Raw genomic sequence first — 15,953 nt, 5'->3', positions numbered from 1 at the left:
AAGGGATTGGCTTCTGTGATCTTTCCCCTCGGCCCGGATAACAAGGTCGATGTCTTCGCTCATCCTGCGCATCGGTAGCCGCCCCCAGGCCGAGGGACCGTGCACGCAGCGGAGGAGCCGGCGATCGAGGTCGAGTCGGTAACGCCTGGCTGCCTGCGTTGTCACGAGCTAGCACCCAGTTGCGTTGTTGAATAGAAAACCCACGGCGCGCTCCCGTTGCGGTCGACGACGCGTTGGCTTGTCTTACTCATCCACGGCGGGCGGGAAGCCGTTCGGAACGGCATCGATGGCCCGTATCGTGCTGGACAGCTGCCAGTAGTGCTCAAGGAAGTCCACCTCATCGGCAGAGGGATGCATCAGCCAATAGCCTCGTGCGCCCACGGTGCAGTCGACGATCTCGAGGATCGGACGGGTGCGGTCGTTGACAGTCGGGCTCGCACCGCGGCCGGGAATCCGCGTCACGGTCATCGCGTCAAGGTTGAACCGGTACGTTGAGCCGACCGTGGTCACGATCCAACATCCGCCTTCATCTCCAGTCAAAACGTTCTTCATCGCCGGGTCCTTTCCTTGCATGATTTGATGCGCTGCAGTCCCGAGCCGGCGGCTCATGGCCCCGTGTGCGCCTTGGCCGCTGACAACGGCGATCGGTTGCACCGCCATCGCGTCGATCCGTGTGACGGTCGTAGAAATGCGGGTTGTCGCCCACGCCGGGTTTCCCGTTGTTGCTCCGCCTCCACCTACGCGCAGCAGTAGGCGTAGCCCAGTGAACGGCCAATAAACGTTGTTCTCGCTCAAGCCGACCGCACAGTAGGGCGAACGACGGTCGATCACCAACCGTGGCCTATTGACAATCGGAGCGCGGGGCCGGTGACGGGTGCATCGGGGGTTTGGAAGGTCTATGGGCCAATGAGGGTCGGGTTTGCCCGGTCCTCGGGAGCGAGAGCATGGCAGGCCGTGCCGACGGTCGATCCAAGCAAGTTCGCTAAGAGGGACCAGGTCTCCAATGAGGTCAATCCTGAGCCTGATTGGAGCGATCTACCGATCGGGCGGGCACGGGGTCGATGCGGAGTACTGTACTGGAACGTTGCCAAAAGTACTCAACGGTCTCAATATCGGAGCTTTCGGGATTCAGGAGCCAGTAGCCGAGCTTCCCGACCCGGCACTGGACGATCTCACGGAGCGGTCGAGTGGGCCCATTTTGCACGGGGCCGGACGTGGGATTGGAAAAACGAAACCTGTCGATGGTCATAACGTCCAGGTCGATCCGGTAGGTCGAATCCTCCGTCGTGATGAGCCAGCATCCGCCTTCGATTCCCCACAGGAAATCCGGTCCCGCCGCCGGGCAGTCTCCTGCCGTGCCTTCAGCCATGCCACATTCCTTTCTCGGCCCTGGTATCCCTGCCAGACCTCGTCGGCCTTCTGAAGTTCGGCGCCACGAACATTGCTGGTTTCGATCCGCCAGCTCAGCGACAGACTCGGCGAGTGTTCGAGGACGCGGGCGATCTAGGACGTGATCACCCTGCACGTGGCCTATCGCCTCGCGCGCTGGAAGTCCCCGCGGTCCTTCCCAGTCGCGGACAAGGTCGCCAAATTCGGTGACGAGCGATTCATTGCCCACCCCAGGCCCGATATAGGTGATGCTGACAACGTTGGTGGTGATCCGAGTCGTGAACGCCACGCGGGCGAGGGCCAAGTCGACGAGGAAGATTGCGGGGCTCCCGACGGTCAGAGACACGATTCGCAGGAGCCGAAGTGCGTCCCCGTCCCGGCGCATCGGATTCGGGTCCGCGGAACTGACCGCTGGCTGACGAGTGAGTGTCGAGTTGTCTAAGTCCACTTCGTAGATGGTGGTCGACACAGTTCTGACCGCCCAACGTCCCCGGTCCACGCCGATCAAGGTCCTCATTGTTGCCCTTTCCGTAGCGGTGATTTCTCGGGCCAGGAGTGTCCCCTTTGCTTCCCAAGTGTCGGCGGGGACGACCAGTAGTGGCGCAAACCTATCGGGCCTGTATCTCGGTCGTTGTCGTGCAGGACGACAACCTGGCCCGGCGTCGTGAATGCCGCGCATAGGAGTTCCGATATCGCACGCCGTGCGAGTCGGAAAGGCATCATGTGCCCGTCAACCGCAGTTCAGGAACTGCATCAGTTCTATGCCGCGTTGAGTAAACGCGGCCCACGGTCGCTCACCGGTGACCAGGCGCAATCGCTTCTCTTCTACCGCACGGACCTAAACGTGTTCGCAGACCCCCTCGCCTTTACTGGGACTCACGAGCGCGTAGCGCGCTGGGTGCTGAACGCCCACGCTCTGGATGCAGTCGTGGCCCGGGTGCATCGCATGCCGCGGCAGAACAGCCGTGCGCGAGAGAGAATCTTCGATGAGGAATGGCGTCTGGCGGGCTGGGTGACGGACGAGCGCACGGCTATCCTTTCTGGAAGTCGCTGCGCGTATCAGGCCGAGCGCCTGCTCTGCGTTCAGGGATTCAGCCTCCGACCTCGCGATGAAAGCTGGGATGCGCAATTCCGCAGCTACCGGGCATTCACAGACTCTCACCGCCGTGCGCCACGAGGTCGAAGCGCGGACAAAGTCGAGGGTCGTCTCGCTGGTTGGGCCGCCAAACAGCGCAGGCACTACTGGGACGGATCATTACTCGTGGGTCGCGAACAGAGGCTTAGCGCGCTCGATTTCTGGGCGTGGGGCAGCGGCCCGCGAACGCGAACAACGGTCGATGGATCGACGGTGGCCTGACGCCGGCGCGAGTGCGAAGACAAAGTCCCGATCGCATCTCGCGTCAACGATCGCGGCTTGGTCGCGACACGCCTTGGTCAGCATCGGATCTCGGTCGGGCGCCCATCGGCCAAGATCGCGAGGACATCATCGTCGAGCCTTACCTGCCACGATCGGGGCCGGGCCACGAGTGGGTAGCCCTTGCCGAGGGCGCGGAGGATCCGGTCGGCCGTGTGACCCGCGGAGATCTCCCGGCATTCCTCAAAATCCGAAAGCCCGGTAAGAGAAGTTCCGGTGAGCTCCGCCAAGCACTCCGGCCAGGTACGCATCGGCACGAGCGCTGCGCAGGTCATCCACGAACATGCAATCTTCCACCTCGCCCCCGGTGCGTAGCGCCGTCAGCCTCCAAGGTGGTCCCCAGGAGCCCGGGGCTCGGCGGACTCCGCGTCGACACGCGCACGCCATTGCAGGAGCCGACGAACGTGAAGTGCCACGGTCGCTTCGAGATCGCCCTCGACATTGAACGTTAGAGCGGTCAACTGAAACGGGATGCCGACCAGCGCGACAGCGACGCATCCGACAAGTTCGGGCACAAGAGTGCCCACGAAGAGTGTCTGATCGACGATCGAGATGCGATCGCCGGGGACTCGTTGCTTTATTTCATCAACTAATGCTCTGGCCTTGGGCAGCCACGCGTCCGCTTCCGCACGGGTGCGGTAGGCCTTCGGCGGCCAGGGGGAGTCGTCACTCATGGTCCGGGACGCCTGTTGGGCCAGACTGCCCATCGGCTCTCCAGCAGATTGGTTCTATCAATCGCGCAGTTCCTCCTGTCGTGGCCCTGGAAAAAATGGTCCGGTCAGAGGGAGGGTAGAAGAGCCTGGCATCCGTTAGTTGTCGTGCAGGCAGACAACTTCGAGAAGCGCTTCGATTGCGGATCCTCTCACGCTTTCGCTGCCCTAGTCTGCGGCAACAGAATCACGGCTGACGCCATCATGGCCAACGACGATGCCAATCGAGTCCATCGACTGACCTTGTGGTCCCCGATCGTCGCAGACGAGACCACAGGGCGCACGATGATCCCCAAGCGGTGCCTTGAGAGAGCCGGCTATTGCGCCAGCCCCGCCAAGGCACCGCTCGTGGGGGACGCGAGTTGGCGGCTCTCGGACGGCCCCAGCGGAGCGCTCACGTGTCCGTGGACCGTGGACCCGACTTGGGACCGAGAGAGCTCAGCGCGACGGCCTACCGACTCACCGCCCGGCGAACAGATCGGCTTCCAAGTAGATGGTGCTCTGGGGGATACCCGGCCTCGGGTGTAGATCCGCCAGCGCAATGGACTCTGCGTAACGCTGTGCCCGCGTCACCACGAAGGCCACTGCCGTTTCCTTAGCTTCGAAGTACTTGTGGAACGACGACTCCGAGATCTGCCCGGTGCTCCCATAGGCTCGCCAGATCTCATCAGGGCTACCCAGAACGGTTTCACCGATCGTAAATTCCCCGATGATGCGGCTGATCGGGGCTGTCGCGTAGATCACAATCCGCTTGATGTCCGGTGCCAGTCGGCGCTTCCGGAATTCGGCGCCCTTGGTTCCATCGAGAATCCCGTTCGCGTAGCCGGGATGGATGGGCATCAGTGCCACCCGTTCGCCGGCAACGCCGATAGCTGGCTGTTCGGCGCGGTTTTCGAAATCTGACATGATTGTTTCCTTACTTCTGGGGGGTGAGGCAAGAGCCAATTGACTCAGACGCTCGTGTATATGCGGCGGAAACGAACCCTGCCGAGGGGGTCGGCGACATCAACGGAAATCCACATTGCCGACAGCGACTTCCGGGACTTTTTTGGTGTCGGGGCCTGTTTAGGGCTCCCGCGTCCGCACGACAAAGTCGTGGACTCCCCGCCGGTCAGAAACCAGACATGCGGTGTTGAAAACGATGCCGGTCCGTCCGGCCTGTTTCACCTCGAACGCCGTCGAACGGCACCGATGAATCTTCCACGATCTCGGGGCGAGCGGAGTCGCACCTCGCAGAACTCCACGGTGCGCCATCGAAAGTAGGCAAGACCCACCGGGCCCGACAGGCACTTGCCGAAGATGACGCGTCTCATAACTGACAACATGTACGCGGATTCCTCCGGCGGTTACGAGGCCTAGTTATGAGAGTCGCGCGCCCAATATTCTCGTCGGCAATCTGAGTTCACATGAGACGTCTGATATCCCTAGGGTTGCGAGACCCCGGCATTTTACGGAAAGCGGATCCCCCGGAGACGCCTGGTCGAACATGTATATTTTTGGTCGACGTCTGGACTGAGATCGACGTCTGGACCGAGTTCGGCCTCTCCAGTCGCTGTGCCGACGCGGCGACAGCGCTGGAAACCTCGCCCTGTACCGCGGCTGGCAGCTGCTCCCCGGCTAAGACGCTCGGGCGTTCGGGCTCCACGGCTCTGGCGATGTGCTGGCCGCGGCCGGCGTCTACGCGGCCCGCAAAGAGGACGACGAGTGGAAGATCTCGTTCACGATCATCACGCGCGCATCACGGGACGCGTCCGGAGAGATCCACGACCGCATGCCCGTGTTCTTGACCCCGGACGTGTGGGACCAATGGTTGCGCCCGGAGACGATCAGCGACAAAGAGCAGGCCCTCTCGATGCTTGATCGCAGCTCCGTTGCGATCGCCGAGACCGTAACGGCGCACCCGGTGTCCCGGACAGTCAACAATGTCCGCACTCTCGACAGCGAGGACGAACGGCTGATCGAAAAGATCACACTTGCTTTGTAGATGGCGAGCTTTCGCACAAGGCACCCGGCTACCAGCTGCGAGCATCGCGATTCAACGGGCCGCGTGCAAAGGAGTTCGCCGCTGGGACGCGGGACTCCGGATGGACGTTCCCGAGGACAGACACCGGGGACTTAACCACGCCGAGAACACCTGCTGATCTGGGTCTTGGCTCTGAACGTCGGTGCTCCTCGGTAGGCTCGGATTCAAGTAATCCGGGGGGATCTCGGGTGGGGGAGTGCTGACGATGACACGTTTTCTTACTTCTTGCGGGATGGCGTGAACGCGTCGTGCTCGGCCAGGGCTGATCGTCAGACCCCTCGTCGAACCCCAGTGCCGTTACGTTGTGTGCCCACGACGTTTTCATTGCCTGGTCGCTCATGACTGGTGAAGCTGTCCTCGAGACCGTTCCCACCCGGCGTGCGGATCGCGTTGCTGTCGGGGAGAGCGCGGACCCGGGGCTGTGGGGAAAACTCGATGGCGGCGGGGGCCGGTATCCGCTTCTCTGCCACCTGTTGGACACGTCGGCGGCCGCCTTCGTGCTCTGGGACACGTGGCTGCGCCCAGGCCTCCGCGATCTGATCACCGCCGCCGTAGCGCCGGGCGATGAGGCATCCGCCCGCGCCATCTTCGCGGCCGTCGCCGGCCTGCACGATGTGGGCAAGGCCAACAAGATCTTCCAGGGGCAGCTCTATTCCCATTACCTGAACGCGCCCGTCCACGGGATCGTCGCCGAACTCGCCAGCGCGGGATTCGATGTCACGACTCCGGCCAGCGACGTTCCCGGACAGAGCGTCCCGCCCGTCTACAAGACGGTCCTGCGACGCCATGAAGCCGTGAGCCTGTTCGTTCGCACCGGAATCTGGCCTCGAGGGTCTGACCCCGTCGTCGGCGCCTGGGCATCCGTCGTGGTGGGCGGTCATCACGGCCGATTCCACCCGCGATTCGACACTGAAACCCGAGCCGCAAACTGCCCGACCACCACCGCCTATCTCAACACCCTCACCGAAGCCGAGTGGGGAAGCCAGCAGCGCGCCCATGAGGCCGCCGTGCTGAAGGCATGCAGCGTCGACCGCGAACAGCTTGACGCGCCGCTCTCCGGCGACAAGACCACGACCGCGATCCTCCTCCTGACCGGCATGGTCATGCTCGCCGACTGGCTCGCCTCAAGCACGGATTCCGTCGCGCACGGACACAGCCTCACGCTTGATCCCGCATCTGACCCCGCCGCCTGGACGAACGCCCGGCGCGCTGACTACTTCGAGCACTCCGTCCCGCAGACGCTGGGCATCTACGAGGATCTCGCAGACCCGATCCACGCGATCATGGGTGATTTCGCCGACTCTCCGTCACCCCTGCAAGCTATCGCGCCCACAATCGGCCGCGGCCTCTGGATCGCGACCGAGACCACCGGCTCCGGGAAGACCGAAGCCGCCATGCTGCGTCACACCGCCGTGACCGGCGAAGGCTTGCTCTTCGCCCTGCCGACCCGGGCCACCACCGACGCCATGTTCGAGCGCATCACCGGCTACTACTCCTCGTCGACCAACGCTGCCGCGCTGCTGCACGCTCACCGCAGCCTGAACAGCTTCTACACGAACGCGGCTCAGCCCGGAGACGGACTCCACTCGACACCATGGCTGGCCGATGCGCGCAACGCTCTGTTTGCCCCCGTCAGCGTCGGCACCTGTGACCAGGTCCTGCTGGGGGCACTGCGCCAGAAGAACACTCCGGTGCGGCTGCTCGCTCTCGCGAACCGGCACATCGTCATCGACGAGGTCCACAGCTTCGACCACTACCAGGCAGTGCTGCTGGAAGAGCTTCTGGCATGGTGGGGCGAAACCGACACCCGCGTCACCCTGCTCTCGGCCTCGCTGCCGACCTCGGTTGCCCTCCGGTACGCGCAGTCCTACGGCGGCCCTGACGTTGACGTCACGCCCCAGTACCCCGGCCACATCAGCGTCACCGCGTCCGGCGCCACCAGCGCGCCCGTCACGTCACAGCGCAGCTACTCGCTGCGGGTCCACCTGCACGAAGCGCCGGCGGCCACGCTGATCGACGTCCACCTGGAACGGGCCCTGGCGTATCGACGGCAGTCTGCTGATTCGCGTATCGCCATCGTGGTCAACCAGGTGCAGCGCGCCATCGACATCGCCCGGCGACTCACGGAAGCCGGTGAGCGCGTCATCGTGCTGCACTCGCGCATGGCCGCCGGACACCGCGCCGCGGTGACCCGTGAGCTGCACGAGGTAGCCGGCAAGACGAGCGGAGAGCGCGGCGTGATCGTCGTGGGCACCCAGATCATCGAATCGTCTCTGGACCTCGATTTCGACCACATGCTGACCGACCTCGCCCCGGCCCCCGCTCTCATCCAGCGCGCCGGCCGCCTCTGGCGCTCCACCGCTGTCGTGGACGGCGTGTGGGCCCCCCACCGCTTCCCGCGCCCGACGGTCGTGCCGACCCTCGACGTGATCATCCCCGTCAAGAGCGCCGGAGTGCTCGACCCACGCTCAGCGCTTCCTTATCTGCCCGGCGAACTTCGCCGCACGACGGAGGCCCTGCGCCGCGACGCGCGCGACTCTCGGGTCATCGCCATCCCGGCCGACGTGCAGCAGCTCGTCGACGCGGCCGCGTTCGATCCCCGGAACGCCGACCTCACGGACGCCAGCGACGAACTCGAGCTCATCGACGCCGTGACCAAGCTGCGGGCCGCTGAGCGCGCCGTGGTCCCGTTCCATCATGACCACGCTGACGACACGATCCTCAGCCGCGAGACGACGCATCGCGAACTGTCCGCCGTCACCGAGCCGGACGAGCTGGCCGAGCACAGCACGCGGCACATCGAGCGCCCCACCGTTGACTGTTTCATCGTCGCGCCCGAGGGCTCGTCGAAGTGGGTCTGGCGGGCAGCGGTCGAGACAGCCCTGCACTCGCGCAATCCCCACGTCGTGCGGGCTGTTCTGGGCCTGACCTTCCCGGTGGCCTCGAGCAGCATCTCAGCGAAAAAGGGCATCGAACGAATCCCCGGATTCGATCTCGACGACGAGCAGGGCATGCGCAAGCGCGGACCCATGCAGCGAAAGCTGGTGCCCGTGCGACTCGTCAACGGCGCCGTCTACGACGACCTTCTCGGCGTGCGCTTCCGATGACCACGACGACTTCCCCAGAAACGACTCACGAACCATTCAGCGATCGGAGCAAGACGATTACACAACAGGGAAACATCCGCGAACTGGCCTGGCTGCCAGTCATCGACGCATCGGGCCGCCGGCTGGTCGGACTCGACGAGCTGTTCACCCAGGCTCACCTCATCGAGCGCATCGACGTACGCGCCCCCATCGAGAAAGCGGGCGTGCTGCGGTTCCTCACGACGGTCACCGCGCTGATCGCTCGAGCACAGGGCATCACGAAGCGAAGCGCCGAAGCCGTGGCAACCGATGGTTTCGACCCGGTCGCAATCAAGCAGGCCCTCGACGCCATCGACGATCGCCTGTGGCTGATCCACGAGGAGACGCCGTTCATGCAGGAGGGCCGCTACGCGGCAGCAACGTCCGCCGTGAAGACGGCAGCCAGCATCCGTTCGACCTCGCCCGGAGACTCGACCAAAGCCTGGTGGGGGCGACCCGGCGACGGATTCGCCACCGGCCACGTCGCCTTCATCGACGCACCTGCCGTGCTGATGGGCTTCTGGTTCTACTCGCTCAACAACAACAGCGCCGTCATCCTCGACGGGGTTCCCCTGCCCATGCAGGGTTCCGCCGCGGGCAAGGTCAAGGCCGCCGGCGTCCGTCTCTGGAAGGTCGGCGAGAACCTGGCCGCGACGCTCCTGATGAACACGCCCCAGCAATGGGTCATGGGTGTTGAGCTTCCTGCCTGGGCGCAGACCTTGCAGGGCTCCGGCCAGGGTGACGCCATCGTGGCCGCCACGATCACCGGCAACGCAACACTGTTGCTGCCGAAAGAGATCGACGGCGAGATCATCTTCACCGGAGCGCAGACCGGAAGCGTGCTGCGCCGAGGAATCCCTCCGACTGAGGAAGACCACGCTGCGCTCAAGGCCACGAAGATCCACAACAAGGCTGCGATCGCCTCCAACCGCACGCTCGCTGACGGTGAGCTGCCCACCCCGCTGGAAGACGTGCCAGTGCTCGCGGTCGACGCCTTGAAAGCCTCGCTCGTGGATGCCTGGCGGAACGACCCTCAGATCGTCCTGAAGAAGCAGGACCCGAAGAAGAAGGGTCACCAGAAGGACGAGGACATCCGGGCACTCAACGACGTCCACGCGGGAACGAGCCTCCTGCACAACCTGCGCACCTGGTACCTGCGGGCCTTCAACCCCGACGTCCCGGGTCAGGCCAGCCTCCTCGTGCGCGATGAGTTCACCGTCGAGCTGTTCTCGATCCAGATGGCCCAGAAGGGTTCCTACGGCGAACTGACCGGAGCCTCATGGCTGTCGATGCCGCCAGGAACCGTAGGTGGATCGCCCGAGGTACAGGCTGCGCTGACGAAGTTCGCCGACTACGCCTACGAGCGAGTGCGCGGCGCGCTCTACACCGCCGTGCGCACCGTGCTCCGCGACGACGGACCCGTCAACGCCACCCATGACGATGCACTGAGTCGGTTCAGCTTCCTGGCCGACGGGGTCGTGACCGAGGTCATCGCGGTGTCGCTTCGCGGTGAGGCGTTCACGAGCGCGCATGTGAAGTCGTGGACCAAAGCGGCGATCACGGCCTTCGACGAAGCCATCGAGCCCTATGCCAGCGCACGCCGGCTGCCCGACATCGCCGCCGCCCGCGACCGACTCATCCACACCCTCCAGAAAACCGAAAGTGAGAAGTAACCGTGAGCCTGCCTCCTGAACTACAAGCCTTCACCGGCCGTCTGCTCGCCGTGCGGAATACGCAAAACTCGTTGGCCTCTGACGTGTCCCGCGGGATCTCCGAAGTCACGGAGCACTACGCCTTCCCGTACACCGTGCCCGCCACGGCGGACCTGCATCGTCCGGAGATGATCACCGGTGCCACGCGGGCCCTGGGGATGATCGCCAAGTACAAGCGCACCCCGAACAGCGCGCTCCCGCTGGGTCGGAATTTCGCCAGTATTCCGGGCGTGACTCCCGGCCCGAAAGACGGCGTCAGTGAACGCCTGTCACTCGTCGTCGACCTCGACATCGAACAGGCCGCCCAGATCATCGAGGGCCTCGTCGGCCGTGCCAATGCCGTCAACTTCTACGCGCTCGTCGAACTGCTCACGTTCTGGGACACCGGTGACCTCGAGCGCGACCTGAAGACCCGCTCCCGACTCGTCTACGACTTCTACTCCCGCCCCGATCACACGACAAAGAAAGCCAGCTGACCATGACTGAGAACAACTTCCTGACGATCCACTCGCTGACCGCGCTGCCCTGGCACAACCTCAACCGCGACGACCGTGGACTGCCCAAGCAGGTCCGCGAGGGCGGAAAGACCCGGGGCCGGCTCAGCGCCCAGTCGCTCAAGCGTGCCATCCGCGTCGCCTACGAGCTCGGCTCCCACACCGATGGCACGAACTCCCTGCGATCGCGTGACCTGCACGACGAGATCGTGCGCCGGGCCGCCGTCATCGCTGCCACGAACCAGGTCGATTTCGACGAGAAGGCCGCCCTGAAGATCGCCGTCAAGATCGTGAAGTCCCTGACGTCCAGCGACAAGGACGCTGTCGAGCCGAGCGAATCCGCTGGCCCCGCGAAGGAAGACTCCAAGGACACCGTGACGTGGCTCTCCGGTGACGAGATCGACGCACTCGCCGGCGCGCTGGCCAGCACCGGCGGCACGCTCAAGGTCGCCGACTTCGTCCAGAGCCAGACCGGGAGCCTGAGCATCGCCGCGTTCGGCCGCATGTTCGCCGCCCAGAACGACCTCCAGACCGAAGCCGGCATCGCCGTCGGCCCCGCAACCACCACGCACCCGATCATGATCGAGGTCGACTACTTCACCACCGTCGATGACCTGCCGCGGGAGAACGACCGCGGCGCCGGTCACCTCGGTCAGGCCTTCTACACGTCGGGTGTCTACTACCGCTCCGTGACGATCGACAAGAAGCAGCTGCGCGACTCCTGGACCGGCTGGGACAGCCCGGATGCTGCCTCGCGCCTCGAGCTGCTGGTGCGATCAATCGTCACCGCTCTCCCGAGTGGCAAGGACAACTCCTCCGCGCCGAACACGCGGCCTGCATTGATCCTCGCGGAGACGCAGGCGCACCGCACGGCGTACGAGTTCCACGAACCGGTCAAGGCCGACGCTGACGGCGGTTACCTCGCCGGATCCATCAAGCGCCTGATCGAGCAGGCCGACCAGGCACGCACCTTCGATCCGAGTGAGTTCGGTGACACGTTCATCTCGGGCACGTCGGCCGACACGGGTCTCGCGATCCGCTTCGATCACACCACGGTCAACCTGCCCGAGCTCGCGGAGCAGATCGTCGAATGGCTCCGGCGGTGACGCAGAGCCTGAATAGAACCAGTCTGCTGCTTCGATTTGCAGGTCCCCAGCAGTCCTGGGGATCGACCGAGCTCTCCGACCGGAACTCCGAACCGCTGCCCACCAGGTCTGGTGTCGTCGGCATGCTCGCGGCCGCGCTCGGAGCACCGCGCGGCGACTGGCCGGCTTGGCTCTGGGCCACCGACATCTGGGCGAGGGTCGACCGCAAGGGCGGCCTCAGCTCGGACTTCCACACCGTGGGTCTGGCTGCCAAAAGCGTGCAGGACGTCCGCACTAGGCACCGCCAAGTCACCGGCGGACGCGGCAAGGCTGACTTCATCGTGCCCAAGGGTAGTGGGGCCGGGTGGGCAGTGGGTGGCGGCAGGATGGTCACCAACCGGCAGTACCTCGCGGATGCTGAGTTCCTCGTGGCCATCAGCCACGACGATGCTGATCGTGTCGCCGAGCTGGCGCACGCCGCGCGCAATCCCGTCTTCATGACGTACTTGGGCCGCAAGGCTTTCGCTCCCACGTTCCCGTTCCATCTCGGCGTGCGTGAGGGCGATCCCCGAGCGATCCTGACTGTTCTGCCGACGCGGGCGGAAAAAGACTCACAGCTGTCGCTTCACCACCTCCTCGGCGATCAGAACTACGCAGTGGACACAGTGCAACCGCCGACCATGACCACGCTTGAAGGGTGGACCGTATGAACCACATGACCCTGATCGCCGCACCTACCGTGCGCGTGAAGAGTTGGACCGATCACGGCGAGCTGCATCGCCTGGTGATGGGGCTGTTCCAGTCGGCGAATCTCCCCGGAGAAGCCAACGAAAAGCGGGCCACGAGCAACATCCTGTTCCGCGTTGACGAAGCGTCAACCGGGAAGGTGCTGCTGATCCGTTCGGACATTGCGCCGACCAATCTGCCGCGAGGCGCGCAGACCAAGGCGGTGCCCCAGCAGGTGCTCGAGGCGGGGGAAGCCATCCGCTTCCGTCTGACGGCTAACGCGATCCGTCGGTCCCGGCCGGCAACTCCTGAGATCAAGCGCGGCGTCGGGATCTCGCCCGTCGAGGATGTCGCTGAGTGGGTGACGAACAAGCTGGCCGGCGCCGTCGAGGACGTGACGATCTTCAATCACGACCGCAGCGTCGTGACGAGCGGCAAGTCAGCGCTCCAGCTCGACGTCGTCGACGGCTACGGCCTGGTTCACGATGCAGACGCGTTGCAGCTCCTGTTGCAGACGGGGGTCGGTCGGTCCAAGGCCTTCGGCTGCGGGTTGCTGACAGTGGCACGGGCATAAAGGCTGTGTTTCCCGCCTGCGCGGGGGTGTTCCCTTGAAAAGCAGGAACTCGTCGTATTCGGCGGCCTGTTCCTCGCGCAGGCGGGGGTGTTCCCGAGGCTTGACTGTGGTGTCGCCATGAATCCAGCTCTTCCCCGCGCAGGCGGGGGTGTTCCTCTGACCGCTGATCCTGAGCTGCGTTTCACACGCTTTTCCCCGCACACGGGGGTGTTCCCGCGGGTTTCGCCCGTGGCTTGGGTACGGTTCCCACTTCCCCGCACACGCGGGGGTGTTCCCATGGAACTCAGAATCGAACAGCTGTGATTGCCCTCTTCCCCGCACACGCGGGGGTGTTCCCTGGGCTGATTGCTACCGCAGCGAACAGACAGGCTCTTCCCCGCGCACGCGGGGGTGTTCCCTTGTGGCGGCGGATGCTGGCTTCGCTTGCGCCCTCTTCCCCGCGCAGGCGGGGGGTGTTCCTCAGAGGCCAAGCCTCATGCACCTATGCTGACCCTCTTCCCCGTGAATGCGGGGGTGTTCCCCGCGAAGTCCGCATCGAGCGTGCCTACTCACACTCTTCCCCTCGTATGTGGGGGTGTTCCTGGCTGGCACGTTCACTTGCACGCGCTCGTGGTCTCTTCCCCGCGCAGGCGGGGGTGTTCCTGGGAAGAATATCTACAGTTACCGGCGCGTGTACTCTGCCCCGTCAACGCGGGGGTGTTCCTGGCTGGCACCCGCATTTTCACCCGATAATCTCCTCTTCCCCGTGAATACGGGGGTGCTCCCATCGTGGAGAACATCAACTCCACCAGCTCACACCCTTCCCCGCGCAGGCGGGGGTGTTCCCATCGGAGAGGGCAAAGCAACAGCCACCGAGATCCCTTCCCCGCCCACGCGGGGGTGTTCCCGTGATCTTGATTGCTGCGAGCACCGCACCGATCTTCTCCCCGCGTAGGCGGGGGTGGTCCCTGGCTGGCCGTTGCGCCCGATCATGCGACAATCTCTTCCCCGCGTAGGCGGGGTGTTCCCCGCGCAGCCACAACCCGACTCGAGTTGGGTCACCTGTTCCCCGCATCCGCGGGGGTGTTCCCATGCCCGCTCTGGAATTCCAGACCACCGGAGGCACTTCCCCGCACAGGTAGGGGTGTTCCTTGGTCCATTCCACTCCACGATGGCCGGCTGGTCTCTTCCCCGCGCAAGCGGGGGTGTTCCCATGGGTGAGGTCTTCAGGGGCATCTGCGACATCTCTTCCCCGCGCAGGCGGGGGTGTTCCCACCACCGGGCGCCTCTGCGGCATTCTCCTGGTCTTTTCCCCGCATCAGCGAGGGTGCTCCCGTTCTTATGGATGAGATGACCGGCATCATCGACTCTTCCCCGCCAACGCGGGGGTGTTCCTTATGAGCAGGGCCACTGGTCGCCGCGGCCCATCTCTTCCTCGTGCAGACGGGGGTGTTCCCTTGTTGAACTGTGGGATCGCCGCGAGTATCAGTTCTTCCCCGCGCAGGCGGGGGTGTTCCCGCCCATAAAATGATGCGATCGGAGGATGCCAGATCTCTTCCCCACGTCCGTGCGTGACCAAGCGCCTCAACGATACGAGTCTTCCGCGCGCAGGCGGGGGTGTTCCCATCTTGGTTGGGTCGAACGATTGTGCGCCGCCTTCTTCCCCGCGCACGCGGGGGTGTTCCGATCGTGGACTTTCAGGACTGGGCGAACACGCTCTCTTCCCCGCGTAGGCGGGGGTGTTCCCAGCAGCAGCTTTCCGATCTCCGGTTTGCTCATCTCTTCCCCCGCATCCGCGGGGGTGTTCCCTACCTGATCGACTCCGACGAGGACCCCGACGGCTCTTCCCCGCGCATGTGGGGGTGTTCCCGGCGTGGTGTCCAATAAGCGGAAGGCGTGCCGCTCTTCCCCGCGTAGGCGGGGGTGTTCCGAACGCCGACGAGTACACGCAGACTCTGGCGCCACCTTCCCCGCATAGGCGGGGGTGTTCCATGGGAACACCGCAACGTTACGGGCGGGCTGTGACCTTCCCCGCGTAGGCGGGGGTGTTGTTCCCGCAGCGTTTGCGGCGCTCATGGGATTCCTCGCACCTGCCCCGCGTAGTCGGGGGTGTTCCCGACGACTTGTGGAGGGTTTACCCGGACGAGCGATCTTCCCCGCGCAGGCGGGGGTGTTCCCCCTTTGACTCAATGCTCGTTACCCTGCCAGGCGGGGGTCTTCCCGTGCAGCCACAACCCGACTCGAGCCGGGTCACCTGTTCCCCGCATCCGCGGGGGTGGTCCAGGTGATGTGATGATGGATAAAGTGACCGGAATCTCTTCCCCGAGCAGACGGGGGTGTTCCCTTCGCACCCATGCTCCAGTCCATCCTCGACTCATCTTCCCCGCGCAGGCGGGGGTGTTCCCTACGACTACCCGAAGCTGAAGCTGAAGGTCGGGCCTTCCTCGCGTAGGCGGGGGTGTTCCCGGCGGCAAGGAAACGTTCGTCGTGTTCGACGACCCTTCCCCGCGTAGGCGGGGGTGTTCCCAACGTGCCGCGCAACATCACCGTGGACGCCAATCCTTCCCCGCGCAGGCGGGGGTGTTCCCGACGGCTGGGTGTCGGTGATCGCCCACCACAAGCCTTCCCCGCGTAGGCGGGGTAATCCCAGCGCATCATCGTGATGCGGCAGAACGTGAGCCCCTTCCCCGCGTCGGCGGGGGTGTTCCCACGTACTGCACCG

The 15,953-nt window shown here is 64.7% G+C and carries 11 protein-coding genes; 7 read left to right on the top strand and 4 right to left on the bottom strand.

Annotated elements, in window-relative coordinates; genetic code table 11:
* Positions 1 to 243: 243 nt before the first annotated feature.
* The 4 genes from AC0J5J_RS02970 to AC0J5J_RS02955 form a co-directional block, all read right to left on the bottom strand.
* The gene (locus tag AC0J5J_RS02970; RefSeq protein ID WP_474899438.1) at positions 244 to 795 is read right to left on the bottom strand and encodes a hypothetical protein; all 552 of its coding nucleotides are present in this window, start codon (positions 793 to 795) and stop codon (positions 244 to 246) included.
* 214 nt (positions 796 to 1,009) lie between these two features.
* The gene (locus tag AC0J5J_RS02965; RefSeq protein WP_474899436.1) at positions 1,010 to 1,369 is read right to left on the bottom strand and encodes a hypothetical protein; all 360 of its coding nucleotides are present in this window, start codon (positions 1,367 to 1,369) and stop codon (positions 1,010 to 1,012) included.
* A gap of 1,754 nt (positions 1,370 to 3,123) precedes the next feature.
* Positions 3,124 to 3,477 (bottom strand): hypothetical protein, encoded by a 354-nt coding sequence (locus AC0J5J_RS02960; RefSeq protein ID WP_474899434.1) that lies wholly within the window; start codon positions 3,475 to 3,477, stop codon positions 3,124 to 3,126.
* Positions 3,478 to 3,972: 495 nt separating this feature from the next.
* On the bottom strand, positions 3,973 to 4,419 hold the full coding sequence (locus AC0J5J_RS02955) for an ASCH domain-containing protein (protein WP_474899432.1): 447 nt from the start codon (positions 4,417 to 4,419) through the stop codon (positions 3,973 to 3,975).
* Positions 4,420 to 5,170: 751 nt separating this feature from the next.
* Here AC0J5J_RS02955 and AC0J5J_RS02950 point away from each other — a divergent pair.
* From AC0J5J_RS02950 to cas6e, 7 genes are all read left to right on the top strand, one after another.
* Positions 5,171 to 5,497 carry an SOS response-associated peptidase family protein gene (locus AC0J5J_RS02950; protein WP_474899430.1) on the top strand — a complete coding sequence of 109 codons (327 nt, stop codon included), beginning with the start codon at positions 5,171 to 5,173 and terminating at the stop codon, positions 5,495 to 5,497.
* Between the two features lie 377 nt (positions 5,498 to 5,874).
* Positions 5,875 to 8,643, top strand: a complete 2,769-nt coding sequence (gene cas3 / locus AC0J5J_RS02945) for a CRISPR-associated helicase Cas3' (protein WP_474899428.1) — start codon at positions 5,875 to 5,877, stop codon at positions 8,641 to 8,643.
* Complete coding sequence (locus AC0J5J_RS02940; RefSeq protein WP_474899426.1) at positions 8,640 to 10,334, top strand: type I-E CRISPR-associated protein Cse1/CasA; 1,695 nt, start codon at positions 8,640 to 8,642, stop codon at positions 10,332 to 10,334. The genes cas3 and AC0J5J_RS02940 overlap by 4 nt, the downstream gene beginning before the upstream one ends.
* A 2-nt stretch (positions 10,335 to 10,336) precedes the next feature.
* Positions 10,337 to 10,849 (top strand): hypothetical protein, encoded by a 513-nt coding sequence (locus AC0J5J_RS02935; RefSeq protein WP_474899425.1) that lies wholly within the window; start codon positions 10,337 to 10,339, stop codon positions 10,847 to 10,849.
* Between the two features lie 2 nt (positions 10,850 to 10,851).
* Positions 10,852 to 11,973, top strand: coding sequence for a type I-E CRISPR-associated protein Cas7/Cse4/CasC (cas7e, locus tag AC0J5J_RS02930; RefSeq protein WP_474899423.1), 1,122 nt, complete (start codon positions 10,852 to 10,854; stop codon positions 11,971 to 11,973).
* Positions 11,970 to 12,662, top strand: coding sequence for a type I-E CRISPR-associated protein Cas5/CasD (gene cas5e, locus AC0J5J_RS02925; RefSeq protein WP_474899421.1), 693 nt, complete (start codon positions 11,970 to 11,972; stop codon positions 12,660 to 12,662). The genes cas7e and cas5e overlap by 4 nt, the downstream gene beginning before the upstream one ends.
* A complete protein-coding gene (gene cas6e / locus AC0J5J_RS02920) occupies positions 12,659 to 13,252 on the top strand; it encodes a type I-E CRISPR-associated protein Cas6/Cse3/CasE (RefSeq protein WP_474899419.1) in 594 nt (197 codons plus the stop codon). Before cas5e ends, cas6e begins: the two co-directional genes overlap by 4 nt.
* Positions 13,253 to 15,953 lie beyond the last annotated feature (2,701 nt).

Source organism: Cryobacterium sp. TS_SC_7 (assembly GCF_056156285.1).
The sequence above is the reverse complement of the archived record's forward strand: the minus strand, read 5'-3'. Positions and strand labels throughout refer to the sequence as shown.

What these genes read in the sequence shown, in the direction of transcription:
- AC0J5J_RS02965 (WP_474899436.1), bottom strand. Translation starts at nt 1,369, where the DNA reads ATGGCTGAAGGCACGGCAGGAGACTGCCCGGCGGCGGGACCGGATTTC.
- AC0J5J_RS02960 (WP_474899434.1), bottom strand. Translation starts at nt 3,477, where the DNA reads ATGAGTGACGACTCCCCCTGGCCGCCGAAGGCCTACCGCACCCGTGCG.
- AC0J5J_RS02955 (WP_474899432.1), bottom strand. Translation starts at nt 4,419, where the DNA reads ATGTCAGATTTCGAAAACCGCGCCGAACAGCCAGCTATCGGCGTTGCC.
- cas3 (WP_474899428.1), top strand. Translation starts at nt 5,875, where the DNA reads ATGACTGGTGAAGCTGTCCTCGAGACCGTTCCCACCCGGCGTGCGGAT.
- AC0J5J_RS02940 (WP_474899426.1), top strand. Translation starts at nt 8,640, where the DNA reads ATGACCACGACGACTTCCCCAGAAACGACTCACGAACCATTCAGCGAT.
- cas7e (WP_474899423.1), top strand. Translation starts at nt 10,852, where the DNA reads ATGACTGAGAACAACTTCCTGACGATCCACTCGCTGACCGCGCTGCCC.
- cas6e (WP_474899419.1), top strand. Translation starts at nt 12,659, where the DNA reads ATGAACCACATGACCCTGATCGCCGCACCTACCGTGCGCGTGAAGAGT.